We start from the raw sequence: 25190 nt of genomic DNA on the forward strand, positions 1-25190 counted from the left end.
GATCCCATCCGAGGGGCGATTCGCCTTGTGGGAGGGCTGTTGCGCGTTCGCGACCCGCCGAGGATCAGCCGCTCCTCCGAGGAACGTCTCAGGTGTTGACGAGCTGGGAGACCCTGCCCTTGGAGATTCCGAGGATGGCGGCCGAATCCGCGACGGAGTAGCCAGCGCTGCGAAGCTTGCGTGCGACATCGCGCGATTGTTTGGCTGCGGCTTCTGTCGCAGATGCCGCGGCTTTTGTGGCGTTTCTCGCGGCGGCCACTTCGTCGGAAAGCTCTCCGAGATCGGGGATGATCGTGATCTCCCATGTGGAGTGATCGACCTTCTCGTTGAGGCTGTCGAGATAGTCGACAACCTGCCTACGAGCGTTGCCGAGGTCGCGAACAGCTGTGTGATGGTTGTCGTCGATCTCAAGTTCCCAACCCGCGCTCCAGCGGGATGCCGTTACGGTGAGAGCGTTCATGCCTTGCTCCTTTCGATCGCCCTGAGCGCATCGCGCGTGACCTTTGGCGACACATCCCGAGTCTTGGTGATGACGACCACGATTGGTCCCTTGCGCCAGATCTCGTGATCGCCTTTTCCCGGCCGCGACGTGAACCCGGCGTCCACCAGAAGCCGTGACAGGTCGCGGTATTTCATGGGCTTGGTCACATGGACTAATTTACCCTCCCTAAACCGAGACGACAAACGGGCCGGCACGTGCCTCTGGTGCCGAGTGGTGCGTTCACATCAGGACGTGAACAGCGAGAAGTGGAAGGAGTACAGGCTCGGGCGGTAGACGTGCTGGCCGAACTCGACCACCCGTCCGTCGGCGGCGTAGCCGGTGCGTTCCATCGTCAGCAGCGGCGCCCCCTCCTCCTCGCCCAGGGCCTCGGCCTCCTTCGCGTTCGCCTCGCGGGCGCCGATCACCTGGCGGGCGGAGGCCACCTCGACGCCGCGCGCCGCCAGGCAGCGGTAGAGGCCGCTCTCGCCGAGTTCCTGCCAGGTCGGTGCGATGTCGAGGGGAATGAGGTTCGTCATCAGCGCCAGGGGGTGGTCGTCGGCGTAGCGGAGGCGACGTACCGCAAGCAGCCCCTCGCCCTGGGGGATGCTGAGTTTCTCGGCCTCCTCCGGCGATGCCTCGCGCACCTCGTAGGAGAGCACCCGGGTGGTGGGGGAGAACCCGGCCTCGGCGAGGTCGTCGTTCAGGGAGGACAGCTTCATGGGGCGGTGCACGTGGGGCGGGGTGACGCGGGTGCCCACTCCGCGACGGCGCGTCAACAGCCCTCGCGAGGCCAGTTCCTGCAACGCCCGGCGGGCCGTGGGTCGGGCCACGTCCAAGCGGGTGGCCATCGACACCTCGTCCTCGATCATCGCCCCTGCGGGTAGCGCCCCGGACAGGATTGCGGTCTCGATCGGTTTCGCGATCTGCTGGTACAGGGGGACCTGGGAATCGCGGTCCAGCGTGATCTCCGGTTCGTAGGTCGGTTCCATGATGTGGTCCTCGGGCCAGAACGTGCTTTGTTTCGGCGTGACAGATAGGTGACGGTTTGGATTGATCATACAAGCCGGATGACTGTTCGCGGTGCGCGGAACGGGAAGTATGTCCTGACATAGGTTGACTGGGGTCCTCCGCGTGGGCAGACTGGAACAATCCCCGACCTTGAGGAGCCATCCCCGAAATCAAGGAGTCATCACCGTGGATGAGCCGGTACTCGACGTTTGCACCATCGGCAGGTGCGGGGTGGACCTGTACCCGCTGGAGATGAACACCCACCTGGAGGACGTGACGCGGTTCGGCAAGTTCCTCGGTGGCTCGTCTGCGAACGTGGCCGTCGCCGCGGCCCGCCTGGGGCATTCCGTCGCCTGCGTCACCGGGGTCGGCGACGATCCCTTCGGCCGTTTCGTCCGTTCCGAGTTGACCCGGCTGGGCGTGGACGCCCGGCACGTCGTGGTGAACCCGGCGTTCAACACCCCCGTCACCTTCTGCGAGGTCTTCCCGCCCGACAACTTCCCGTTGTTCTTCTACCGCCAGCCCACCACCCCCGACCTGGAGATCGGCGTCGACGACCTGCCCGACGAGGTCGCCACGGCCCGCATCCTGTGGCTGACCGTCAGCGGCCTGTCGGTGGAGCCGTCGCGGTCGGCCAACCACGAGGCGCTGCGACGCCACCACGGCAACGGCATGAGCATCCTCGACCTCGACTACCGGGCGCGTTTCTGGCCCAGCGAACAGGAGGCGACCGCACAGGTCCAGCAGGCCCTCGACCACGTCGACGTGGCGATCGGGAACCTGGAGGAGTGCCGGATCGCGGTCGGCGAGACCGACCCGGATGCCGCGGCCCTCGCGCTGCTGGAACGCGGGGTGGAAGTGGCCGTCGTGAAACAGGGAATGATGGGAACCCTGGTGCGCACCGCGACGGAGCGGGTCTACGTGCCCGTCACGAACGTCCAGGTCCGCAACGGGCTCGGCGCGGGCGACGGCTTCGGCGGGGCCGTGTGCCACGGCCTGCTGCAGGGCTGGGACCTGGCCAGGACGTTCGCCTTCGCGTCGGCGGCGGGTGCCATCGTCGCGTCACGGCTGGAGTGCTCCACCGCCATGCCGCGTATCGACGAGGTGGAGCGTTTGATGGCGGCCAACCCGCAGGTCGTCCCGGTCGTCAGCAGAATCCGGCACTGAGGAGGAAAACATGGACAACGAAACCCACGTGATCAAGGCGGGAAGCACCGCCCACGGCCAGTTCGAGACCGACGTCAGCATCGAACGCGCCGGTTGGGAGTGGAGCTCCATCCGCGTGCTGGCGCTGCCCGCGGGCGGATCGGAGACGGTGACCTCCGGGGTCTCCGAGCTGCTGGTGCTGCCGCTGTCCGGGGGCTGCACCGTCGAGGTGAAAGGCGAAACCCACGTGCTCAACGGCCGCGAGGAGGTGTGGAGCGCCATCACCGACTACCTCTACATCCCGCGCGAGACCACGTTCACGGTCCGCAGCGAATCCGGGGGGCGGTTCGCGCTGCCCGCGGCGAAGGCCACCCGCGACCTGCCGGTGCGGTACTGCCCCGTCACCGAGGTGGTCACCACCCTGCGCGGCGCGGGTCCGTGTTCCCGTCAGGTCAACAACTACGCGCTCGGCAACGACCTGGAGACCTCCCACCTGCTGGCCTGCGAGGTGCTGACCCCGGGTGGCAACTGGTCCAGCTACCCGCCCCACAAGCACGACGAACACAACGAGGTGGAACGCATCCTCGAGGAGATCTACTACTACGAGGTGCGGCCGGGGCTGAACGGGTCGCCGGGGATGGCGTTGCAGCGCATCTATCCCTCGGGCCACGAAATCGACGTGTGTGCCGAGGTGCACTCCCGCGACGTGGTGACGATGCCGCACGGCTACCACGGCCCGTCGGTGGCCGCGCCCGGATACGACCTCTACTACCTCAACGTCATGGCCGGGCCCGCCGAGGACTCCACCTGGCTGATGACCGACGATCCCGCATACACCTGGATCCGCGACACCTGGGCCTCCCAGGACGTTGATCCCCGGCTCCCCATGACCCCTCTCAACTAAGGAAACCCAGTGTCAACAGTGCGTCTCACCGTCGGGCAGGCGGTCGTCCGCTTCCTCGTCAACCAGTACACCGAACGCGACGGTATCGAGCGGCGTCTCATCGCGGGTGCCTTCGGCATCTTCGGGCACGGCAACGTCGCCGGGATCGGCCAGGCCCTGCTGCAGAACGATCTCGACCCCACCCCCGAGGGCGAACGGATGCGCTACATCATGCCCCGCAACGAGCAGGGCATGGTGCACGCCGCCGCGGCCTACGCCAAGACCACGAACCGGCTGAGCACCTGGATGTGCACCGCCTCGATCGGCCCCGGGTCGCTGAACATGGTCACGGGCGCGGCCCTGGCCACGACGAACCGGCTGCCGGTGCTGCTGTTCCCCTCCGACCAGTTCGCCACCCGCTTCCCCGACCCGGTGCTGCAGCAGGTCGAGGACCCGGTCTCGCCGATGACCGCCGCCACCGACTGCTTCCGTCCCGTCTCGCGGTTCTTCGACCGCATCGAACGGCCCGAGCAGCTCATTCCGTCGCTGCTCGCCGGGTTGCGGGTGCTGACCGATCCGGTTGACACGGGCGCGGTGACCATCGCCCTGCCGCAGGACGTGCAGGCCGAGTCCTACGACTTCCCCGTCGAGTTCTTCGCGCGACGGGTCTGGCACGTGCGCCGCCCACCGGCCGAGGCCGCCGCCATCGAACGGGCCGCCGCGATCATCCGGGATGCGCGCAGACCCCTCGTCGTCGCGGGTGGTGGCGTGATCTACGCGGAGGCGTCGAAGCAGCTGCGGGCTTTCGCGGACGCCACCGGGATTCCCGTCTCCGACACCCAGGCGGGCAAGGGCGCGATCAACCACGACCACCCGGCCGCGGTCGGTGGGGTCGGGTCGACGGGTGCCGCCTCGGCCAACGCCCTGGCCGACGAGGCCGATGTCGTGATCGGCATCGGGACGCGCTACTCGGATTTCACCACCGCCTCGCACACCCAGTTCAAGAACCCGGATGTGAAGTTCGTCAACATCAACGTCGCCGCCTTCGACGCCGCCAAGCACAGCGCCGAGATGGTGGTCGGCGACGCGCGCGAGTCCTTGGAGGCGCTGACCGCGGCCCTCGACGGGTACCGGGTCGGTGACGACTACACCGGGCGCATCGCGGAATTGAAGGCGGAGTGGGCGAAGGTCACGCACGAGTGCTACCACCGTGATCAGACCCCGCTGCCCGCGCAGACCGAGGTGTTCGGGGCGCTCAACGAGCTGATGGGCGACGGGGACGTCGTCATCAACGCCGCCGGTTCGATGCCTGGCGACCTCCAGTGCCTGTGGCAGGCCCCCACCCCGGAGCAGTACCACGTGGAGTACGCCTTCTCCTGCATGGGCTACGAGATCCCCGCGGCGATGGGTGTGAAACTGGCCAGGCCCGAGGCCGAGGTGGTCTCCATCGTCGGCGATGGCACCTACCAGATGCTGCCGATGGAGCTCGCGACCATCGTCCAGGAGAAGATCAAGGTCATCTTCGTGCTGCTGCAGAACTACGGCTTCGCCTCCATCGGGGCGCTGTCGGAGAGCCACGGGTCGCAGCGTTTCGGCACCCGCTACCGCACCGGTGAGACCCCCCACAACGCCGACGGCGACCTGCTTCCCGTCGACATCGCCACCAATGCGGAGTCGTGGGGCCTGAAGGTGCTGAGGGTCCACGGCATGGACGAGTTCCGCAAGGCCTATGCCGAGGCGGTGGCCTGTGAGAGTCCGGTGATGATCCACATCGAGACCGACCTGTACGGCCCCAACCCGCCCGGTTCCAGCTGGTGGGATGTGCCGATCTCGGAGGTTTCGCGCATCGAGTCGACGCAACAGGCCCGCACCTGGTACGAGGGCAAGAAGACCGACCAGCGCCACTATCTGCGCTGAACCTCGGCGGGGCCGCCCTGAAAGGAGGGCGGCCCCGCCGCCGTTCGGAGGCCCGTCGGGATCGGGGGAGGATGTGGCTGGTTGGGTCGGGTGAGGGGGAGCAGCGCTGCGATCGTTGATGCCCGGGGTGATGTGGTGGGTGGAAGTGGAAAGGGGCGGCTGTACTGATGAGGGCGAGGACATGGGTCTTGCGGGCTGGCGCCGTGGTGGTGGCGGTGTTGGTCGTTTGGTTGTGGGGGCGGTTTGTTCCGGATCCGGCTGTGCTGCCTGACGGGGAGACGCGGATCTCGTCGTCGGGGCGGTACACCTCGGAGTTCCTCGCCGAGGAGATCAATGGGAGACGCAATGTGTATCCGGTGATCAAGAATTCGGCGGGTGAGGTGTTGTGGAGTGATGATAGGCGTTATCTCATGAGCGCGCATCCGGTGGGGGTGGTGTGGCAGGAGGATGCCGACGTGTTGTGGCTGTTGTCTGGCGATATTGGTACTTCGCGTGTGGTGGAGAAGGACGGGGAGTGGGTCAAGGAATGGGACTGGGACACGCTGCCTCCCGACATCGAGAAAATCAAGAAGAGCTGATGACGGCAGGGCTGCAATCGGATGCCGGACCTCCGGAGCCCTGGGAGCTGTCGCGCATCGTCGCAGTTTGTTGCGTAGGCATGCTTACGCATACCGACTCGATGCGTATTTATCCTCGCGGCGCTCTGTAAGTCGCCGGATGCTCTCCTGGGGTTCCCGTAACCGGAATACCCTGACTTCCGGGAGGAGTTGGTGAACGGGGCGAAGCGGCCCCGTCTCGTCGCCCCGGCTCCAGTGACAACCCGGAGAGGAGGACAGGGGATGTCGAGCGCCATCACCGTCAGCGGACTGAGAAAAACATACGGGAGTTTCGTGGCGGTCGACGACGTCGACCTGCAAGTGGAAAGTGGGGAGGTGTTTGCCTTTCTCGGTCCGAACGGTGCCGGTAAGACGACCACCATCGACATCCTAACGGGTGCGCAGCGACGTACCAGCGGTACGGTGAGCGTACTGGGACGTGACCCGCAGAACGATGAGCGCGAATGGCGCGCTCAGGTGGGGGTGGTGCCGCAGGGCACGGCGGATTATCAGGAACTCACGGTCCACGAGGTAATTGACCATTTCGCCACGTTCTACCCCGACCCCTTCCCGACCGAGCAGCTCATAGACATGGTCGGTCTCAGGGCCAAGACCAAGACCTACACCACCAAACTCTCGGGCGGGCAGCGCCGGCGCCTGGACGTGGCGGTGGGTGTGGTCGGCCGGCCTCGGCTCCTCTTCCTGGACGAGCCGACTACTGGGCTCGACCCGGAGGCCCGGCGTGAGGCGTGGGAACTGGTGCGCCTGCTCACCGGTGAGGGAATGACTACGGTGCTGACCACCCACTACCTGGACGAGGCGCAGGAACTGTCCCAGCGGATCGGTGTCATCGCGGGTGGGCGGATGTTGCACGTCGGTACCCTGGACCAGCTGGCCCAGTTGACCGGTAGCCGGCATCGTGTTTCCTACGATCTCGATCCCCTGGTCGAGGTGCCGCCGGGTTTGGCGACGAGACTGGAAAGCGAACCCCACAGCTGCCTCTATGCCACCGATGAGCCGACGGCGCTGCTACGGCTGCTGCTGGATGCAGCACAGCGACGAGGAATAGCGGAAATACCCGGCTTACAGGTCACCCAGCCCAGCCTTGAGCGGATCTACATAGACATGATCGAACAGGCGAAGGAGCAGCGATGAGCAGCGAATTTACGCAGGTTTCGATGGCAACGGCTCCTAGGGCCGGTGCCGCGACGCGCAAACGACTCCCCGGGTTGGTTGAGGCGAGTCTGGCGCGGTCGCGGGTGGAACTGTTGACGTTCTTCCGCAATTGGATGTCGCTGATTTTCAACATGGCCCTTCCGGTGCTGTTGATGCTCGTTTTCGGTGCCGTTTTCAATCAAAAAATACCGGGAACCAACGTTGATTATCGCCTGTTGTTCATCTCCGGGATGATCGGTGTCGGTGTGATGAGTACCACATTCCAGTCGCTGGCGCTCAGCGTCACCAGTGACCGGGACGAGGGTCTCATCCGCAGGTTGGCCGCGTCCCCGATGCCGAGGGTCGCCTATTTTGTCGGGATCACGGTCAAGGCGCTCATTACGACGGTGTTCGAGGTCATCATCCTGATGGTTCTGGGAATGGTGCTCTACGGCCTTCCGATGCCGTCCGACGCCGTGCGCTGGCTGACCTTGGTGTGGGTGGTCCTGCTCGGGGTGAGTTCCTGTTCGCTACTCGGTATCGCGTACACGGCGCTGATCCCCAATTCCCGGGCCGCCCCCGGCGCCACCACCCCTCCGTTCATGATTCTTCAATTCGTTTCAGGGGTGTTCTTTCCGCTCTCGATGATTCCCGCCGTGCTCACCAGCATCGGCTACGCCTTCCCCCTGTTGTGGATGGCGAAGGGTCTGCGGTTCGTGTTCCTGCCGGATTTCTTGGAGTCGGCCGAGCCGAGCGGGTCCTGGGATCTGGGTCTGGCGGCTGTCATCCTGATCGCCTGGACCGTAGTGGGTGGCATTCTGGCCGCTTTCGCCTTCCGTTGGCGTGGTCAGCGGGTGAAGTGAAATCCGCGGCAGCGTCCTGCTTGGGTGTGCTGCTGGGAATGACCGGGTGGGGGGCGGCTGCCCGCCCCGCCCGGTATCGTGCCAAGGGTCCTGTCTCCGTAGTTTTTCTGGAGGCGGGACCCTCGACGTTTTTCATTCAGGGCTTGCTGTTCATTCCTGATGAACTATTGCTGAGTGTGAAAACTATTCTTGCTCGCGATAATTTTTCTTGACGAACTCGGTCAGCTCGCATCTATTGGATATTCCGAGGCGGCGATAAATGTTTCGTAAATGGGTGTCCACCGTGCGTTTGCTCAGGAACAGCGCCTCAGCGGCCTGCGCATTGGTGCATCCCGCGGCCACCTGCTCGGCGACCTTCTGCTCGCTGACGCTGAGTTTCGGGGGCTCGTCTCCGGTTCCCGGGTGAATGCCGTCGCGATGGATGGGGATGTCCGAGAAGTCGTTCACGGAGCGCCACGACTCCTCTGCGGCGCAGATGTCGTTTCGGAGGCATTCCGCCATCGCGTCCTCGTGGCAGGAAACAAATATGGTTCTGAGCTGGTGTTGCCAGTCCAGGATCAAGGGGTTCGTGAGTTTCGCCGAGGCCAGCAACCGGCCGGTGGCGAAATGTTTGTCTATGGCCAGTTGGACACTGCCCCTGCGGTGATCCAGATCCGCGGCGCAGTAGGTGGCGAACACGCGGAGAACGATGTGGGCCCTTTCGTAGAGCGGCGAAAGCGTTCCTGAGCTGCTGGAGTCCTTGCACAGGTAGCGCATCGCGAGTTCGCAGAACTGCCCGACGGCGGAGGCCCGCATGGCCTTGGCCACGCCGACAACGCGTGCGAGCAGTTCGCGGGCCAGTCTCAGGTCCCGGCGGTGGAAGGCGACCAGCGAATGAACGATGAGCACCCAGGTGTGCTCGGACCTGCGGGTGCTCGCGAGCGACCGTGCGCGCCAACACCACATCGAGGCCTCATCCGTCCTGGCGTTCATGCTCATGGCCAGCCCTGCGAGGCAACAGGCCATGAGCGGCAGCCCACCCGGGGACAAACCCTGCTGTGCGACCAGTTCGCGCAGCTGGGCGCCCGCGGAGCGCCGGGTGAAGGCGTGAAGGCCCGCCACGCCCGCCCGCATGACGGGGGCCGATGGATGATCACGGCGCGACATGGCGACGATTCGCCGGAGTGTGCGGCGGCGACGTTCGGGTTCGGTGCATGTGGTGGCCGGTGAGGTGATTATCCACGAGAGTGCCGCCGTGACAATTCGGGGATCACGCGGGTCAAGCGTCCCCAGAGCCCTTTCCGCCAATTGTGCCGACAGGACTGGATGTTCCAGGGCGACCAAGGGCGACAACACGTCGTAAGCGGCGTCAGGTAAACCGTCTGCGGCAATGAGCACCTCCAACGCAACCCCGAGCGCCGTCAAATCAATATCGGAACATATCGTGGCCAGCCGCGTGGCGGCCTTTCCTGCCGATTCATCCTTGAGGAATCGCGGCAGGGAACGCAGGATGTGGTTCCTTCCGCGAACATCGGCTGCATCGACCACCCGCCGGATCACATCAGCGACTTCCGGTCTCAGGCAGGAATCCGTGTCCCCGGTGAACAGTTCGAGCAGACCGAGGTGATGCCCCTCGTTCACCGAGCCATCGTTCAGCAGGGGCATCAGGGCACGCCGGGCGGTGTCGAAGGTTTCGGCGTCGAGGTGTGTTCGCAGGCGCTGCCACAAGGCGGCATCCAAGTCCGGGGAAACCGGTTCCGATGAGATGGCCAACACCATGCGCCGGGCGTAATGGGTGCCCAGGCTGGTGCTCTCCAGCACCCGGTCGACCTTCACCGTGGAAACCCGATCCCCGCGCAGCGCGAGGCACAGGAGAAATATCGCCTGGTCGTGGGACCGGGGGAGCTGGGTGCGCACGACGTGGGTTATCGCGTCGGCCAGCGAATCGACGACGGCCGCCGTCGAGACCAGTTCGCCGTCCCTGGTGTGGCACAGCGCCGCCAGGAAAAGGTGCACCAGGATGGGGTGGCATTCGCAAAGGGCCTCGATCATCGCCCGGTGAACGTTCAGGGCATTGCCGGTCTGTGACCGGACCGTGCGCCACACCTCCTCGGGGGGCATTGTGCGATGCAGCAGCAGCTGCGGTTTCAGATGGCTGAGGCGCGCCACGAGATTGAACTCGTCCTCGGTGTCCTCCGTGGCGATCACCACGTGCACGCCGTGCTGCACCAGGGTTTCGACGTGGGATGTTGGAGCGGGTTTCGTGCGGAACATCCCGCTGCCGTCGATACGGACGGTCCCGACCCCCAGATCGACGATGCGGGTGGACCAGGAGTCGCCGGGGAGCGTCGTTGCTTCCACCTGGCCGTCGCAACGACGCTGGAAGAGGACGATCTCATCTCCATCGGGAGAACTGATCAGCTGGACCCGGCATTCCGGTTCAGCAGCGGCATCCAGCACCGTCCCGGACTCTGGGAGCTCCCACGCGGCTGATGCCGGGACGATGCTCAACGAGCCATGCCGACGGGCCCGGTCGCGAGGCGCCTTGACCCCATCCACCACCTCGACGGTTTCCGTTTCCACGATGATGCCTTCCATCCTCCTCGGGTGTCGTCCGTGACCTCCGGTACGTCAACCGTAGTAATTCCAGAGCCGATGCGGGAGAGGAAAAACGGAAAACTTAACTTCCGGTCGGGGGAAGGGTGCGGTTGCGATCCTGGGTGTTCTTGACCCGTGGCGACGAGGATCCGCGGAGCATCGGCGTGCGGTTCCCGGACCCCGTGACCTCCGGGGCGGGGCTCCCGCGGGATCGCAGGGAGCCGCGTCACCCCTTGCCAGAGACGTGATGAGTGGTTTCCGGGGGTGTGAATCGTGCCGCTCGTGTCTTGCTAGACTCCTCCCGCTGATCACCGTTGACGATCAGCTTGGTCACAAGGAGTTTGAACGTGGCACTGCCCTGGATCGAAATTGTTGAATGTCTCGACCCGGACCCTCAGCTCGTGCTGTGGCGCTACCCGGATCCCGACGGGCGGATCAAGTCCGGGGCGAAACTGATCGTCCGGGAGAACCAGAACGTCCTGCTCCTGGCGAAGGGTCAGGCCGCCGGTGTCTACCTGCCCGGCACCCACACCCTCCCGACCGGCAACATCCCGGTCCTGTCCAACCTCGCGGGATGGAAGTACGGGTTCGCGTCGCCGCACATCTACGACATCTTCTACATCGCGACCCGCCAGTTCGTCGACCTCAAATGGGGAACCCCGGCGCCGGTGATGATGGCCGACGAGAAGTTCGGGCAGGTCCGGGCGCGCGCGTTCGGGTCCTACTCCGCGCGCATCACCGACATTCCCCGGTTCTTCCGGGAGTACGCCGGCGCCTATCCGGTGCTGACGATCCGCGACCTCGAGGTCCAGCTCCGCGACTACATCGCCGCGAAGTTCGGTGAGGTGCTGGCCACCCAGCGGATCTCCGTCCTTGACGTCGCCGCGAACCTGTCGGCGGTCAACGCGCGCCTGCAACCCGCCATCGCCCCCTACTTCCTGGACCTGGGGGTGACGCTCACCCAGTTCACCGTGACCTCGGTGACGCTGCCCGACGAGGTCAACGAGTACTACGACAAGGTCACCAGCATGAACATGATCGGTGACATGTCGCGGTTCCAGGCCTTCAACACCGCCATCGCGACCGCCAACCCCAACACCGCGGTCGGGCAGGGCGTCCAAGGGGGAATGGCCATGGGCATCGCGATGGGGCAGGTGCAGCAACAGCTCGGCGCCCCGGCCCAGCAGGGTTTCCCCGCCCAGCCGATGCAGCCGACGCAACCGGCTGCGCCCACGCCGTCCACGGGGACGGACGATCCCGTCGAGCGACTCGCGAAGCTGAAGAGGATGTTCGAGGCCGGGCTCATCACCGCGGACGAGTTCAACGCCAAGAAGTCGCAGATCATCGAGGCCCTGTGATGGCCGAGTCGTTCGTCGAGAGGATGCGCCGCCAGGCCGTCTCCGCGCCCAGGTCATCGATCCAATTCGAGGAGGAGAGGACGCGCGCCGAGACCCGCACCTGCCCCGACTGCGGTGCGCCGCGGTCCGAGGCCGACGGGATCGGGGAGTGCAGCTACTGCGGGCACGTCTTCGTGGCCGCCCTCGCCACCGAATACGCCCGAAACCCGCAGGAGTGCCCGTGAGCCACTCCAGCAACCAGCTCAACGCCCTCATCCCGCGCCTCGAGACGTTCCTGGGCAAACTGACGGCCCGCGCCCGCGAGGTGGCCGCCGAGGCGGCTGCCGCCTTCGCGGAGATGAAAGCCTCCGGTGACGAGAACACCAGCGTCGCGGCCCACACCCTCCAGGCCGGGGTGACCTCCCAGATCACAGGACTGGCGAACAAGGGCCGCGAGGTCTTCGAACAACAGTTCAAGGTGTTCGAGACGATCGACGACCCCGCGACCGAGGCCGCCTACGAACGCCTCGAGGAGTGGTTCGAGGCGTGGGAGGACAGCCTTGAGACCATCGCCGAGGAGGCCTTCGCCGCCCCCGAGGCCAACCACGACCAGGCCGTCTGGGAGCAGGCCGTCGCCGAGTGGCGTGCGATCCGGCTCACATGCTCCCAGTGCGGGGCCCCCGTGCCGGTTCCTTACCTGTACCCCGTCGCGGTCTACCTGGGGTGCCGGGGATGCGGTTCCCGCACCACCTTCACGCCGTCCTCGACCATGGTCGCGGCGACACGCGTCACCGCCAGGAGACGCCCCGACGATCCGTGGGTGGCTGGTCCCGCCCATATCGGAAACTGATCGGTTCACGAACCCAAGAAAGCAGGAAACATGCTGGGAAAATTCTTCAAGAAGGCCAAGGAGACCGTCTCCGGGATCAGCGACGCCGTGCGCGGTGTGGAGCACGTCGACTGGATCACCCACGCCTTCCCGTACAGCCTTGAGATGATGATGGGCCCCGACGAGGCCCGTGACCTCTCGCGTCCCCTTCCCCCGGCCGGTCTCGACCCGGCCGCCGTCCAGTACGCCGATGCCTGGTACGGGATCTGGGCGCGGGTGCGTGACGGGCACGTCGTGCCGGTGCAGGCCGTCGAGGCCGGTGACGTCGCGGGGGCGCAGCAGGCGCTGGCCCAGTGGGAGGCTCAGCTGGCGCAGGCCGACGTGGAACAGGCCCGGCTCGGTGAGTTCCGGGGCAACCGTCATCTGCTGCTGGCCAACTCGGACATCCACACCACGCTGGGGGCCATGGTCGAGGAGGTGCGAGAGTACATCGGGCTGCGCATCTCCGGTCAGGACGCCATGGAGCACGCCACCGGGGCGATCACCCGGGTGGTGTCGATCCACACCTCGATGAACAATGCGCTGCTCGGGTTCTACCACGACCCCTCCGGTGCCGCCGCCCGCGCCGCCGAGAACGCCGCCTTCGCGCCCATCGAGGCGATGCGACAGGTCAACCCGGCCGCCCCTGAACTCCAGCCGGTGCTCGGGGTCTCCCTGCACGACTGGGTCGCGGCGTCGGCGAAGATGCACGCCGGGGTCCCGGGCGACGAGATCGCGCGCATCCTCGGTGTCGAACGTCCCCAGTGGGATCAGGCGTCGGCGGAATGGACCCAGCGCGTCCAGATGTTCCCGATGACGGTTGGGATGGAGTACGCGAACCTCATGTCCCGTCCCCACCCGAAGTTCGACGCGGCGGGTTCCGCAGGTGGGGCGCCGTCGAACGCGGCCCGGCTGTCCACCGACCGTGACTTCTACATCGAGTGCGCGGCCGCCGCGGCCGCCGCCACCGAGGCGGGCCTCGACGCGGGCGGCTACCTCGAGTCCAACTACGGGGTCACCGTCGCCCAGGTCGGCAGCGCCGGGGTGAACTGGATGATGGACCTGCGCAACGCCGATTCCCTCATCACCTTGCAGCAGGCCAAGCAGCGGGAGATCGCCGCCCGGATCGCGTCCCAGACCGGTCCCGGGATCGCCGACGACATCCAGTTCTGAAAACACCAACCGACCGATTCGGGCCGCGGGCGTCACGCCCGCGGCCCGAATCAACTTTTGGTTTATTTCCGCAGCTCTCCCGTCTCCGTCGGCCTACGATGAACCACAACACACCTTCTGGTGCGAGAGCGAAACGTTCGCGACGGCTGCGCAACGACGTTTCAGGGCGGTGTGGTGACGCGGCCCCGGGGACATGTGGAGACGATGATTATGGACAAGAACGTCACGAAGGTTACCGAGAACCCACAGGCTGCCCGGAACCTTCGTGCCTTTCAACTGATATGGCTCACGCAGCTCATCGCCCGGGTCGGCAACGGCATGACCGCTTTCGGGCTCGGGGTTTTCGTGTACCAGGAGACGGGGCAGACGACCCCCGGCGCGCTCATCATGCTCGCCGCATTCCTCCCGGGTCTGCTGCTGGCACCGCTCGCCGGGGTCCTGGTGGACCGGTTCGATCGACGCCTGCTGATGATCCTCAGCGACACGTTGTCGGCGATCGGGCTGGCCGCCCTGTTGGGGGCCTTTTATCTCGGATTCCGGGAGGTCTGGGTGATCTGCGTCTGTGTGGCGTTCAGCTCGGTCTTCGAGGCGCTGCTGGACCCGGCCTACCGCGCCACCGTCACCGACCTGCTGACGCCCGAACAATACGCCCGGGCCTCTGGCATGACCCAGCTGGCAGCCGCTGCGCAGTACCTCATATCCCCGGCGGTCGCGGGTCTGGTGATGGTGCAGTTCGGCATCAACGCGGTCCTGATGATCGACGTCGCGACGATGGCGACGACCGTGTCGTTCACGGTGATCGTGTGGCGCACGATCAAGGCGGAACCGAAACCGGTCGAGCAGGGTTTCTGGGAGGACTTCCGCAACGGGCTGGCCTACTTCGCCCGTAACCGCGGGATCGTGGTGTTGATGCTGCTGGTGACCCTGATGACCTTCTGCATGGGATTCCTGCAGACCCTCCTGACGCCGATGATGCTCGACCTCGCCGACGAACAGACCCTCGGTCTGGTGCGTTCGGTGGCCGCCATCGGCATGGTCGTGGCCAGCCTGGCCATCGGGGTGTTCAACATGGGCAACAACCACATCCGCTACCTGGCGATCGCGCTGGTGTTCGGTGGGGTCGTCGTGATCGGTCTGGGAATGACCACCAACGTGGTGCTGATCGGGGTCGCCACGTTCCTGTTCTTCATGGTCCTGCCGCCGTTGAACACGAGCGTCGAGGTGCTCACCCGGTCGTGGATTCCCAACGAGACCCAGGGCAAGATCTGGGGACTGATGGGTCTGGTCTCCCAGCTCGGTTTCCTGGCCGCGTACTGCATCGCAGGGCCGCTCGCCGACAACGTGTTCAACCCGCTGCTGCGCCCCGGAGGGGCGCTGGTCGATGGCCTGGGTGGCGTCATCGGCGTCGGACAGTCCCGGGGCATCGGGCTGATGTTCGGGCTCGTCGGGATCCTGCTGATCCTCATCGCGGTGGTCACACCCCGGGTCAGGGCCATCCGGGTCCTTGAGGACAATCTCAAGGAACAGCTGGCCACCTCGCCGAGGAGCGGGGCTCCCGAGGACGAGGCCGTCGGGATCCGTCGCGTGGAGGGGTGAACCCCGCGACCCTTTTTCTGTCGGTTTTTCGGACTATCCGGGGCACGTCCCGGGGTTCCGCACCCATTGGCTGTCTACTGTGGGTACAGGGGAACTGTGCCATGACGCGCGGACGGGGAACACGGGGCGCGCGTGCAGACGGAGGTTACGATGGGAATTCTCGACTGGCTGGGCAGGAAGTGGGCCAAGGAGCTTGACTTCACGAAGGTCGACTCTGTTCTGAAGGCCGAAGCCCTGGCCGCCGAGGGGAAATTGGCGCCGCTGTACCTCGTTCCGCTGCGTTTCGGCGGGCAGGACATGCCCATGAACCGGGTCTTCGTCCCGGCATCCGTCGTTGAAGCCAAGGAACATCACGACGAGATGATCAAGGGTCTCGTCAAGGACCGCAAGGCGGACGGCTACTCCTGCACCCCCGAATACCGCGACGAGAGCGTCATACCATTCCGGCTGGAGGGCATGGCGACCGAGGAGGGAATCCCGGTCTACTCGTGGTCCATCGACGTGTGGTGATCACACCACGACAATCCCGGTTGCGCAGCACTCAACCGGCGAGAACCCTGTTTTCGGCGGGAAATCGGGGTTGAGTGCTGCACAACCGTGCAAATCCCGGGTACGGCTAGTCGAAATCCTCCGTTTCCTCCGAGGTGCCGCTCAGGTGGGCGCTCAGCCGGCTGTAGGCCACGGACAGGGCGAAGCAGATCACGCCCGCCACCAGCAGCGACAGGATGCGGGTGATGGAGTTCTGCCCGGACATGTCGATCACCGCGAGCTTGAGCACCATCAGCATCACCAGCACCAGCCCGTACAGGCGCATGGCCGTGGCGTGGGCGCGGAAACCCGCGACGATACTGAGGGCGCCGGCGATGATGAGGGTGGCGCTGCTCGTCGCGGAGTCCACGTTCGTCGTGGTCAGGAGGGTGTTCACCCCGAGCAGGGAGAGGGTGAAGGTGACCCCGGTGGTCACGCCGTGCCATGGGTGCCGCACCAGCGGCCACATCATCCACACCACCGCGCAGCCCACCGCGAGCACGAAGGGGATCAGCGCCAGCTCGTGGGCCAGGAAGGCCCACGCCCGGTGGGTCACGGGCAGCCACGGCACCAGCGACCACCCGGTGGCGGCGTGGACCACGTACTGCATCAGACCGGCCGCGACGAGGGTCAGGATCATCGGCACCTGCGACGACGGGGCCAAGGACGTCGTGCCGATTGTGGGTTCGTCGACCAGGCATGCCCGCTGCCTGAACAGCCTGCCGGACAGCAGGGGCAGGGTCGTCGCGTGCCCGCTGCTTAGCCCCAGCGCGATCAGCGCCACGATCACGCTCAGCACGAGGATTCCCCAGACCGTGACTCCCCAGGCCGGGCCGACGCCCAGCCTCCGCAGCAGCTCCTCGACGACCGCGGGCAGCCGGAGGACCAGCAGGAACACCACCAGCCAGACGGCCACGAGGTGTTCCGGCCTGTCCGGGAGGCGTTTCTCGACGGCCAGCGCGACCGCCACGGCCACCGCCAGGATGCCCAGCCGCACCAGGGCCAGGGCGATGCCCGGGTCGTACCCGAACCAAGTCAGGAGCACGACCGCGGCCGGTACGGTGACCGCGTGGATCGCATTGCCGGCGAGCACCGCGGGGAGTGCCGTCAGGGCCAGGACGGCGACGAGCGCTCCCAGGACCAGGGATTCGTTCCTCAGCTGGGGCAGCAGAACGCCCACCGTCACGAAGGCGCTGACGAACAGGCAGTGGCCCGCCCACTGCCCGGCCTTCGCGGCGACCTTCTTGAAGGTCAGCGGCACCACCGTCAAGGCAAGGACGATCAGGTGCGTCACGGCCAGCAGGGTGAAGTCCTGCTGCTGGAACCAGTCAGGTGTGGCCCGCGGAGGCGGTGCCGGCGTGAGACGCAGCGTCGAGATGGCCACCAGCAGCGGAGCGGCCAGCCAGGCCAGCGCCCATGGGTTCGCCGGGGTCCCGGGGGACGGCTCCGGTGCGGTCGCCGGGATCTCGCCCTCCGGCACCTCGCCCGCCTTCACGACCAGGATGAGCTGGGCGAACAGGAGCGCCACGAGGGCCAGCATGACCACGAGGGTGCCGGTCTCGGTGATCTCCCGTGCCTTCTCGACGGGTGCCAGGAACAGCGCGGGAAGTCCGATCGCGCTGGCCGACAGCAGATAAAGGGGCCTGAAGCGGGACCGTGCGACCGCTTTTCGTGCGGTCATGGCGGTGGTCAGGGTGATGGCCGCGACATAACCCACCACCATCGTCAGGCCCAGGAAGGACTGCTCGGGATGGACGTGGGACTGCGCCGCGGCCAGCCCGATGGTCGACAACCCGCCCAGCGCGGTGATGATCGTGATGTAGGGCAGGCGGGTGCGCGCGGCGACCAGGATCAGGATGATCGTCCAGCCGGTGAGCGCGAGGAAGGCGGGCAGCGGGGGCAACAAACCCAGCAGGACCGCGCCCACCAGACAGACGAATCCCAGCCCGCCGCCGATTCCGGTGAGTGTGGCGGCCGGCAGCCGGTTCGTCGTGGCCCTGGAGATCATGCCCATCCCGACGACGGTCAGCGTGACGCCCGTCACGCCGACGGCCCCGACCTTGACGATGTCAGGTATCGAGTTCCACAGCAGCGCGATGAGACTGGCCGCGGCCAGGAAGACCAGCACGGCCGCCGCGGCCGACAGCAGGTACTTGCCCAGGGCGGCCTCGCCCGCACGGTTCCTGATCGAGGTCAGGGGCGAGGGTTTGGGTTTCTGGGAGTGGGACGGGATGCCGAGGGGTATCTCGTCCGGGCGCCCGGACGACGATGCCCCGGCGGGCGCGTTCTGCGCCACCGGTTGAGGGGGGATGGGAACCGGAATCGTCTCGGGCAGCCGGGGAGGCGGGGAAGCCGGCGGTGGGGGAGCGGGCCAAGGGGCCGGCGGCGGTGCCGGCGGTGGGGGTGCGGGCTGCTTCAAGGAGGGGATCGATATCTGTAGCGGGGTCGGGCCGGTCGCGGTGGGGCGGTGGGGCGGCGCCGGTGCCGGTGGGGGCGGGGCGGCCGGTTTCTGCTGCTCCCGGGAGGTGCTGCTCCGTTGTCGCGAGGCCTCGGGGAGGGTGTCCAGCTTGTCCAGGTAGGAAATGATCACGTCCATCCTGAGGGTCAGGCCGTCGATGGCCCTGACCACCTCGCGCAGGCTCGGTTCCTCGGGTTTCGGGCCGGTGCCCTCCGGTTTTTCGCTCATCTCCATCGTGGAGCCTTTCCGGGCGTTCTTCGCGGAGGTTCCAGATTAGAGGGAACCAGGTGCGCTGGGGGAGGGATCGGGAAAATTCCCGGGCGACCTGCGGTGGGCTCCTGGGGTGCGGTGGTTCCCGTGGCTCTCCGGTGCATCTCCACCCCGACGTGGCAGCGTTGACATTTCTTTCTGGAAAAGTCGTGACAAACTCTCGATCCTCGCCTACAATCTCCGCTGTTAACGCTAACTTCGGGCACTCGGACGAGAAGCAGCAGCCCTGCCGTTCCGGAGACCGACCGATTACGACAAGGGAGTTCGTATGAAGTACCGCCGTGCAGCAGCCGCGCTGCTGTGTGCCACCCTGGCCCTCGGGCTCGGGGCCTGTTCAGGAGGGTCCAAGGACAAGAGCGCGCAGGCCGGCAAGATGTACACCTGGGTGTCCAACGAATCCGACCGCGCCCAGTGGGACACCTTCGTAAAGGGCGTCCAGGAAACCGATCCCAACTTCAAGCTCGACATCGAGGGACCCAGCTTCCAGGACTACTGGACCAAGATCAAGACCCGCATGTCGTCGGCCGACGCGCCCTGCATCGTCACCACGCAGGCCGCCCGCGCCCAAGAACTCGGTGAGCTCCTCACCCCGCTCGACGACCTCGCCAAGGAGGCCGGCCTCGACCTGACCAAGTACAACCAGGCCATGATGCAGGGCATGACGGTCGACGGGAAGGTCCGCGCCATCCCCTACGACGCCGAACCGATGGTGCTGTTCTACAACAAGACCATGTTTGCCCAGGCCGGGCTGAAGGAACCGGGCGTCGACTACACCTACGAGCAGTTCCTCTCCGACGCCAAGGCGCTGACCAAGGACGGCGTGCAGGGCTTCGCCGTCGCCCCCGACATCAGCTACCCCTACCTGCCGTTCGCCTTCGCCAACGGCAACGTGCCCGTCAAGGACGGCAAGCTGAACATCACCGACCCGGGCTTCGTCGCCGACATCCAGCAGACCTTCGACCTGGTCGGCAAGGAGAACGTCGCCGCCGCCCCCAACCCCGCCGACACCACCGACGTGCCCATGCAGGGCTTCCAGGGCAAGAAGGTGGCCATGGTGATCGAGGGTCCGTGGTTCTACTCGACGATCCGCGAGGGAATGGAGAACGAGGTCGGGGTGGCCGTCATCCCGTCGAAGAGCGGCAAACCCGTCGGCATGATCCAGGGCTCCGGTTTCGGCATCTCCGCGAAATGTCCTGACAAGAAGGCCGCCTTCCAGAACATCATGAAGATGACCACCCCCGAGGTCGTGGCCTACGTCGGCAAGAACCGTGGCACCGTCCCCTCCATCGACTCCGCGCTGTCGGGTTGGGCCGAGGGCAAACCCGCCCAGGACGCCGAGGTCATGAAGGCTCTCCTCGCGGATGGGCAGCCGCTGGTGACCACCTCCACCTGGAACCAGGTGGTGACCCAGTTCACCCAGTACTCCCCGGAGGGTGCCCGCGGCACCCGCACCGCCGAGGACATCCTGGGAACCATTGAGAAGTCGGTGAACTGATCCAATGACGACGACGGCCAAGCCGTCGCCTCGAAGCAAGGTGAAGAAGGCCCGCAAACCCGGCGTCAACCAGCGGTTGCTGGCCTTCTTCCACCTCGCTCCGGGCATGAGCGGCTTCCTGATCTTCATCGTGGTTCCGCTGATCGCCTCCATCGCGATCAGCCTCCACAACTGGCCCCTCTACGGGGACCCCGAGTTCGTCGGTGCGGAGAACTACGTGCGACTGCTCTCCGGCCAGGACCCGGCGTTCTACACGGTGCTGGGCAACACCCTGGTGTTCGCGATCGGCTACACCGCCGTGAACCTCGTGGTCTCTACGGGCATCGCGGTCTGGCTTCACTCGCTGCCCGACTGGGCCCCGTTCTTCCGGGTGCTGTTCTTCATCCCCGTCGTCACCCCCATGGTGGCCAACGCCCTCATCTGGCGGGTCATGCTCGACGACCAGGGCGTGATCAACGGGATGCTGGCGGCCATCGGCATCACGGGACCCTCCTGGCTGGGGCACCCGACCTGGGCGATGGTCTCGCTGATCATGATGTCGCTGTGGCAGGCGGTCGGCTACAACATCGTCGTGCTGGCCGCGGGTCTGAACAACATCAACCCCGCGATCATGGAGGCTTCCAAGATCGACGGCACCACAGCGTGGAGCCGGTTCTGGCGGGTCACCTTCCCGATGCTCTCGCCGTCGCTGTTCTTCGCCTCCGTGATGACGGTGATCGGGGCCTTCAAGGTGTTCACCCAGCCGTTCATGCTGACCAAGGGCGGGCCGGGTGAATCCACCAACACCCTGGTGCTGTACCTGTACCGCAGCGCCTTCTCCTACGACAAGCTCGGCCTGGCGTCCTCGCTGGCGTGGGTGCTGTTCGTGCTGGTGATGCTGGTCACGGCGCTGCAGTTCGTCGGCCAGAAGAGGTGGGTGAACTATGACTCCTGAGAAGAACCGCCCCCGCCGCTGGGGGAAGATCGTCTCGAAGACGCTGCTGGTGGTCGTGGCCGTTGGGTTCGTCTCGCCCTTCGTGTGGATGCTCTTCTCCGCGCTGAAACCGAGCAACCAGGTGCTGTCCACCGGGGCCGCCCTGCTCGGCGACGCGGTGCGCTGGGACAACTTCGCGGAGGCCTTCAGCTCCATCCCGTTCGGGCAGATCCTGGTCAACACCTTCGCCTACGCGCTCGTCGGGACCCTCATCACCGTGGTGGTCTCCGTGCTGAACGCCTACGCCTTCGCGCGCCTGGAGTTCCCCGGGCGCTCCGCCCTGTTCTCGGTGTTCATCGCCACCCTGGTGCTGCCCATCGAGGTGCTCGTCATTCCCCTGTTCCTGGGGGCCGACGCCTTCGGGCTCGTCGACTCCTACCCGGCGATCGTCCTGCCCTTCGCCTTCGGGGCCTTCGGCACCTTCATGCTGCGGCAGTTCCTGCTGTCGCTTCCCGGCGACTACGAGGAGGCCGCCCGGATCGACGGCGCGGGCCAGGTGAAGATCCTGTTCCACGTGATCATCCCGCTGCTGCGCGGCCCCATCGCGGTGGTGGCGGCGTTCGCCTTCATCGACTACTGGAACGCCTTCCTGTGGCCGCTGATCATCATCAACAGCACGGACAAGGCCCCGCTGCAGCTCGGCCTGTCCATGTTCACCGGTGAACGCGGCACGGACTGGGGGCCGCTGATGGCGGCGTCCACGATAGCGGTGCTCGCCAGCCTCGTGATCGTGGTGGCGATGCAGAAACAACTGGCGAAGGGCCTCAACATAGGAGGATTCGGTGGCCGCTGACCTGGAGGCACGATTCGAACGCGACGCCGAACGCTGGAAGGCGCTCGCGCGCCCCACCCCGGAGTGGTTCCGGCGCGCCAAGCTCGGATTCTTCATCCACTGGGGGCCGTACTCGGTGCCCGCGTGGGGGGAGCCCGTCGCGGAACTCGGCGAGATCCCGCCGACCGAGTGGTTCCGGCACAACCCCTACGCCGAGTGGTATCACAACACCATCCGGTTGGAGGGCAGCCCCGCGCAGCGGCACCACGCCGAGGTGCACGGCGGCTGCGACTACGACGACTTCCTCGACGCCTGGCGGGCCGAGAGGTTCGACGCCGACGCGGCCGTCGCCGAACTGGTGGCGGCCGGGGGATCCTACGTGATGGTCACCACGAAACACCACGACGGCGTGTGCCTGTGGGACGCGCCCGGCACCGGGGACCGCAACACCGTGCGCCGCGGACCCGGGCGTGACCTGGTGGGGGAGTGGGCCGACGCCGCGCGGCGCGCCGGGATGCGTTTCGGTGCCTACTACTCGGGTGGCCTGGACTGGCACGCCGCACCGACGGAACCGATCGGGCTGCGCGACGACTGGGACCTGACCGAACGTCCCCTCGACCAGGGCTACGCGTCTTATGCCGCCGGGCACCTGCGGGACCTCATCGCCCGCTACAACCCCGACGTGCTGTGGAACGACATCAACTGGCCGGACGCCGGCAAGGACTTCGGACCCGACGGCATCGGCACCGTGTTCGAGGAGTACTACGCCGCCAATCCGGAGGGCCTGGTCAACGACCGCTGGCAGGTGCCCCACCAGGACTATGCCACCAGCGAGTACAAACACCTCCAGCAGTGCGAGAACGCCGCGGTGTGGGAGCACTGCCGAGGGGTGGGGCTGTCCTTCGGGTACAACTCCGTCGAGGGTCCCGAACACGCCATGACCCCGCTGGAGTTGATGAAACACCTCGTCGACATCGTGTGGCGGGGCGGTCGGATGCTGCTGGGCGTGGGTCCGAAGGCCGACGGGACGCTACCCGGATGGCAGTCGGAGATCCTCCGCGGCATCGGGCGCTGGATGCAGGTCGCGGGCAAGTGGCTGCCCGACTTCGTCGCCGACGGCGAACTGGAGATAGAGGGCGCCTGGACGCGGCTGGGTCGCGTCGGGGACTCCCGCCTGCTGTTCATCGACGCCGATGTCCCCGTCACCATCCCGGCAGGGAGGCTGCTGACCCCGGAGTGGGCATCCCTCGAGGACGGGACCCTGACCTGTGCCGAGGACCGCCCAGGCCCGGCGGTCGTGGAACTGACCTGAACCGGGGCCGGGGCACACCCGGCCCCGCCCCGTCGGAAACGCCTGCCCTCCGGTCGTGCGCTTGCCTTCCGGTCGTACGCCTGCCTTCCCGACGGAAACGCTTGCCTTCCGGTCGTACGCCTGCCTTCCAGTCGTACGCCTGCCTTCCCGACGGAAACGCTTGCCTTCCGGTCGTACGCCTGCGCTACAGCGCAAGCAGACGACCGGAAGACAAGCGAACTGGGGATGTGGTTCCAGCAGCCGCGAGATCTGGGTTCAGTCCACTTTGGGCACCCGACCTCCTGAGGAAGACGAGTTCCGTTCGGATTGACAGCCGGGGCACAGCGTCGGCTGGGTCGCAGCTCAGGGCCGGCTGGCTTCATGGAATCCCCAGACAGGAGCAGGAGGATTCATGAAACGGATTTCTCGTCGCGGTGTGTTCGCGGCGGTGGGACTGGGTGCGGTCGGGGCGGTGATCCTGAGCGGATGCGGCTCGTCAGGGGGAACATCGTTGGCCGCGTCCACGGGGAAGGTGACCGACGGTTACCTCGACCCGGACTCGCTCCATTCCGTGGAGATCACCGTCGACCAGAACGCCTATCAGGAAATGATCACCGCCTACACCTCGAACCAGACCAAGAACTGGATCGAGGCGACGGTCACCGTCGACGGGGTCGCGCACGAGAAGGCCGGCCTGAAGCTGAAGGGAAACTCTTCCCTGCAGGGGATATCCGCCGACAGCGAACCGCAGAAACTCCCGTGGCTGGTGCGATTCGACAAGTTCGTCGACGGCGCGAACCACGACGGCATGACCCGCATGGTGATCCGCGCCAGCTCGTCGACCTCCGCCCTGAACGAGGCGGTGGCCCTCGACCTGCTCGCCAAAACCGGGCTGGCCAGCGAGAAGACCGCCCACATCAGCCTCAGCGTCAACGGCTCCGACCCGGTGCTGCGGCTGACCTGCCAGGACCTCGACGAATCCTGGGTGGAGCAGAACTTCGACGTCGCGGGGCTGCTGTACAAGGCGGAATCCACCGGCGACTACACCTACCGCGGCACCGACGAGTCGGCATACAAGGACGTCTTCGACCAGGAAACCGGGAAGGCGAACCTCACCCCGCTGATCGAGTTCCTGCAGTTCATCAACGAATCCAGCGACGCCGATTTCCAGTCGGGGCTGGCGCAGCGGGTCGACGTCGACAAGATGGTCACCTATTTGGCCTTCGAGGACGTAATCGACAACTTCGACGACATCACCGGGCCCGGAAACAACTCCTTCCTGTGGTGGGCGGAGCAGGCCAACCAGATGACCGTGGTCGCCTGGGACCACAACTGCGCCTTCGGCCTCAAACCCGGGGCCGGGCAGCAGGGGCAGGGCGGCGGGCAACCCCCCGGCGGAGGCGGCCAGGGACAGCCTCCGAGCGGCGGTCAGCAGCCTGGGGGTGGCCAACCACCGGGTGACGGGGGTGCGCCGTCGAATGGTCAGGCGCCAACCGGCCAGCAACCCGGTGGTGGCGGGAGTCAGACGAAGGCGAACGCCCTGGTGGACCGGTTCAACTCGCTCATGGAAGGCGAGACCAAGGTGTCGGCGGAACGCGACCGCCTCAAGCAGGAGCTCTACACCTCCGGTGTGGCCCAGACCATCCTCGACGCCCGCGCCAAGGTCCTCACCGACCAGGCCGGTTCCCTGATCGAGCAGTCCGCGGTGGAGGCCGACAAACAAACGATCGCGGCCTATTTCACCAAGTAGAAGCCGCCGTCCGTCGCCGTCGCCCGGGGTTCGCTTGTCTTGTGGTCGTGTGC

At 66.2% G+C, this 25190-nt stretch carries 22 protein-coding genes; 17 read left to right on the top strand and 5 right to left on the bottom strand.

Annotated elements, in window-relative coordinates; translation table 11 throughout:
* Positions 1–88 precede the first annotated feature (88 nt).
* The 3 genes from ACO6D6_RS09015 to ACO6D6_RS09025 form a co-directional block, all read right to left on the bottom strand.
* Positions 89–460 (bottom strand): antitoxin HicB, encoded by a 372-nt coding sequence (locus ACO6D6_RS09015; protein ID WP_484784927.1) that lies wholly within the window; start codon positions 458–460, stop codon positions 89–91.
* Positions 457–648 carry a type II toxin-antitoxin system HicA family toxin gene (locus ACO6D6_RS09020; protein WP_197721359.1) on the bottom strand — a complete coding sequence of 64 codons (192 nt, stop codon included), beginning with the start codon at positions 646–648 and terminating at the stop codon, positions 457–459. The genes ACO6D6_RS09015 and ACO6D6_RS09020 overlap by 4 nt, the downstream gene beginning before the upstream one ends.
* Positions 649–726: 78 nt before the next feature.
* Entirely contained in the window at positions 727–1470 is a 744-nt protein-coding gene (locus ACO6D6_RS09025) for a GntR family transcriptional regulator (RefSeq protein ID WP_484784928.1), read from the bottom strand.
* Between the two features lie 205 nt (positions 1471–1675).
* Here ACO6D6_RS09025 and iolC point away from each other — a divergent pair, with 205 nt between their 5' ends.
* From iolC to ACO6D6_RS09055, 6 genes are all read left to right on the top strand, one after another.
* A complete protein-coding gene (gene iolC, locus ACO6D6_RS09030; RefSeq protein WP_484784929.1) occupies positions 1676–2656 on the top strand; it encodes a 5-dehydro-2-deoxygluconokinase in 981 nt (326 codons plus the stop codon).
* Positions 2657–2666: 10 nt separating this feature from the next.
* On the top strand, positions 2667–3539 hold the full coding sequence (gene iolB, locus ACO6D6_RS09035) for a 5-deoxy-glucuronate isomerase (protein WP_484784930.1): 873 nt from the start codon (positions 2667–2669) through the stop codon (positions 3537–3539).
* A 9-nt stretch (positions 3540–3548) separates the two neighbouring features.
* Positions 3549–5435, top strand: a complete 1887-nt coding sequence (iolD, locus tag ACO6D6_RS09040) for a 3D-(3,5/4)-trihydroxycyclohexane-1,2-dione acylhydrolase (decyclizing) (RefSeq protein WP_484784931.1) — start codon at positions 3549–3551, stop codon at positions 5433–5435.
* A 188-nt stretch (positions 5436–5623) separates the two neighbouring features.
* The gene (locus ACO6D6_RS09045; protein ID WP_484784932.1) at positions 5624–6013 is read left to right on the top strand and encodes a hypothetical protein; all 390 of its coding nucleotides are present in this window, start codon (positions 5624–5626) and stop codon (positions 6011–6013) included.
* 261 nt (positions 6014–6274) lie between these two features.
* Positions 6275–7186 (top strand): ABC transporter ATP-binding protein, encoded by a 912-nt coding sequence (locus ACO6D6_RS09050; protein ID WP_484784933.1) that lies wholly within the window; start codon positions 6275–6277, stop codon positions 7184–7186.
* Positions 7183–8049, top strand: a complete 867-nt coding sequence (locus tag ACO6D6_RS09055) for an ABC transporter permease (RefSeq protein ID WP_484784934.1) — start codon at positions 7183–7185, stop codon at positions 8047–8049. The genes ACO6D6_RS09050 and ACO6D6_RS09055 overlap by 4 nt, the downstream gene beginning before the upstream one ends.
* A gap of 183 nt (positions 8050–8232) precedes the next feature.
* On the opposite strand, the gene ACO6D6_RS09060 is transcribed toward ACO6D6_RS09055, so the two are convergent.
* Positions 8233–10626 carry a helix-turn-helix transcriptional regulator gene (locus tag ACO6D6_RS09060; protein ID WP_484784935.1) on the bottom strand — a complete coding sequence of 798 codons (2394 nt, stop codon included), beginning with the start codon at positions 10624–10626 and terminating at the stop codon, positions 8233–8235.
* Positions 10627–10973: 347 nt separating this feature from the next.
* Between ACO6D6_RS09060 and ACO6D6_RS09065 the strand changes: the two genes are divergently transcribed.
* The 6 genes from ACO6D6_RS09065 to ACO6D6_RS09090 all read left to right on the top strand — a co-directional run bounded on the left by ACO6D6_RS09065 (position 10974) and on the right by ACO6D6_RS09090 (position 16110).
* Entirely contained in the window at positions 10974–11984 is a 1011-nt protein-coding gene (locus ACO6D6_RS09065) for an SPFH domain-containing protein (RefSeq protein ID WP_484784936.1), read from the top strand.
* Positions 11984–12208 (top strand): hypothetical protein, encoded by a 225-nt coding sequence (locus ACO6D6_RS09070; RefSeq protein WP_484784937.1) that lies wholly within the window; start codon positions 11984–11986, stop codon positions 12206–12208. The genes ACO6D6_RS09065 and ACO6D6_RS09070 overlap by 1 nt, the downstream gene beginning before the upstream one ends.
* Positions 12205–12813 carry a hypothetical protein gene (locus ACO6D6_RS09075; RefSeq protein ID WP_484784938.1) on the top strand — a complete coding sequence of 203 codons (609 nt, stop codon included), beginning with the start codon at positions 12205–12207 and terminating at the stop codon, positions 12811–12813. Before ACO6D6_RS09070 ends, ACO6D6_RS09075 begins: the two co-directional genes overlap by 4 nt.
* A gap of 30 nt (positions 12814–12843) precedes the next feature.
* Positions 12844–14004, top strand: a complete 1161-nt coding sequence (locus ACO6D6_RS09080; RefSeq protein WP_484784939.1) for a DUF6620 family protein — start codon at positions 12844–12846, stop codon at positions 14002–14004.
* A 210-nt stretch (positions 14005–14214) separates the two neighbouring features.
* The gene (locus tag ACO6D6_RS09085) at positions 14215–15600 is read left to right on the top strand and encodes an MFS transporter (RefSeq protein ID WP_484784940.1); all 1386 of its coding nucleotides are present in this window, start codon (positions 14215–14217) and stop codon (positions 15598–15600) included.
* Positions 15601–15750: 150 nt separating this feature from the next.
* The gene (locus ACO6D6_RS09090) at positions 15751–16110 is read left to right on the top strand and encodes a hypothetical protein (RefSeq protein ID WP_484784941.1); all 360 of its coding nucleotides are present in this window, start codon (positions 15751–15753) and stop codon (positions 16108–16110) included.
* A 106-nt stretch (positions 16111–16216) separates the two neighbouring features.
* Here the strand turns inward: ACO6D6_RS09090 and ACO6D6_RS09095 are convergent, their stop codons facing one another.
* Positions 16217–18820: a DUF2339 domain-containing protein gene (locus ACO6D6_RS09095; protein ID WP_484784942.1), complete on the bottom strand. Its 2604-nt coding sequence runs from the start codon at positions 18818–18820 to the stop codon at positions 16217–16219.
* 304 nt (positions 18821–19124) lie between these two features.
* Here ACO6D6_RS09095 and ACO6D6_RS09100 point away from each other — a divergent pair, with 304 nt between their 5' ends.
* The 5 genes from ACO6D6_RS09100 (at position 19125) to ACO6D6_RS09120 (ending at position 25137) form a co-directional block, all read left to right on the top strand.
* Positions 19125–20351, top strand: a complete 1227-nt coding sequence (locus ACO6D6_RS09100) for an ABC transporter substrate-binding protein (protein ID WP_484784943.1) — start codon at positions 19125–19127, stop codon at positions 20349–20351.
* A 4-nt stretch (positions 20352–20355) separates the two neighbouring features.
* The gene (locus ACO6D6_RS09105) at positions 20356–21285 is read left to right on the top strand and encodes a carbohydrate ABC transporter permease (protein ID WP_484784944.1); all 930 of its coding nucleotides are present in this window, start codon (positions 20356–20358) and stop codon (positions 21283–21285) included.
* Complete coding sequence (locus tag ACO6D6_RS09110) at positions 21275–22117, top strand: carbohydrate ABC transporter permease (protein ID WP_314290913.1); 843 nt, start codon at positions 21275–21277, stop codon at positions 22115–22117. The genes ACO6D6_RS09105 and ACO6D6_RS09110 overlap by 11 nt, the downstream gene beginning before the upstream one ends.
* Positions 22107–23408, top strand: a complete 1302-nt coding sequence (locus ACO6D6_RS09115; RefSeq protein ID WP_484784945.1) for an alpha-L-fucosidase — start codon at positions 22107–22109, stop codon at positions 23406–23408. The genes ACO6D6_RS09110 and ACO6D6_RS09115 overlap by 11 nt, the downstream gene beginning before the upstream one ends.
* A 391-nt stretch (positions 23409–23799) precedes the next feature.
* A complete protein-coding gene (locus ACO6D6_RS09120; RefSeq protein ID WP_484784946.1) occupies positions 23800–25137 on the top strand; it encodes a CotH kinase family protein in 1338 nt (445 codons plus the stop codon).
* Positions 25138–25190: the final 53 nt, after the last annotated feature.

The organism is Arachnia sp., assembly GCF_057238465.1.

Bases quoted from the DNA above. Each gene is read 5' to 3' on its own strand.
- ACO6D6_RS09015 (WP_484784927.1), bottom strand. From the start codon at position 460: ATGAACGCTCTCACCGTAACGGCATCCCGCTGGAGCGCGGGTTGGGAA.
- ACO6D6_RS09025 (WP_484784928.1), bottom strand. From the start codon at position 1,470: ATGGAACCGACCTACGAACCGGAGATCACGCTGGACCGCGATTCCCAG.
- iolB (WP_484784930.1), top strand. From the start codon at position 2,667: ATGGACAACGAAACCCACGTGATCAAGGCGGGAAGCACCGCCCACGGC.
- ACO6D6_RS09050 (WP_484784933.1), top strand. From the start codon at position 6,275: ATGTCGAGCGCCATCACCGTCAGCGGACTGAGAAAAACATACGGGAGT.
- ACO6D6_RS09055 (WP_484784934.1), top strand. From the start codon at position 7,183: ATGAGCAGCGAATTTACGCAGGTTTCGATGGCAACGGCTCCTAGGGCC.
- ACO6D6_RS09060 (WP_484784935.1), bottom strand. From the start codon at position 10,626: ATGGAAGGCATCATCGTGGAAACGGAAACCGTCGAGGTGGTGGATGGG.
- ACO6D6_RS09070 (WP_484784937.1), top strand. From the start codon at position 11,984: ATGGCCGAGTCGTTCGTCGAGAGGATGCGCCGCCAGGCCGTCTCCGCG.
- ACO6D6_RS09080 (WP_484784939.1), top strand. From the start codon at position 12,844: ATGCTGGGAAAATTCTTCAAGAAGGCCAAGGAGACCGTCTCCGGGATC.
- ACO6D6_RS09085 (WP_484784940.1), top strand. From the start codon at position 14,215: ATGGACAAGAACGTCACGAAGGTTACCGAGAACCCACAGGCTGCCCGG.
- ACO6D6_RS09090 (WP_484784941.1), top strand. From the start codon at position 15,751: ATGGGAATTCTCGACTGGCTGGGCAGGAAGTGGGCCAAGGAGCTTGAC.
- ACO6D6_RS09095 (WP_484784942.1), bottom strand. From the start codon at position 18,820: ATGGAGATGAGCGAAAAACCGGAGGGCACCGGCCCGAAACCCGAGGAA.
- ACO6D6_RS09100 (WP_484784943.1), top strand. From the start codon at position 19,125: ATGAAGTACCGCCGTGCAGCAGCCGCGCTGCTGTGTGCCACCCTGGCC.
- ACO6D6_RS09105 (WP_484784944.1), top strand. From the start codon at position 20,356: ATGACGACGACGGCCAAGCCGTCGCCTCGAAGCAAGGTGAAGAAGGCC.
- ACO6D6_RS09110 (WP_314290913.1), top strand. From the start codon at position 21,275: ATGACTCCTGAGAAGAACCGCCCCCGCCGCTGGGGGAAGATCGTCTCG.
- ACO6D6_RS09120 (WP_484784946.1), top strand. From the start codon at position 23,800: ATGAAACGGATTTCTCGTCGCGGTGTGTTCGCGGCGGTGGGACTGGGT.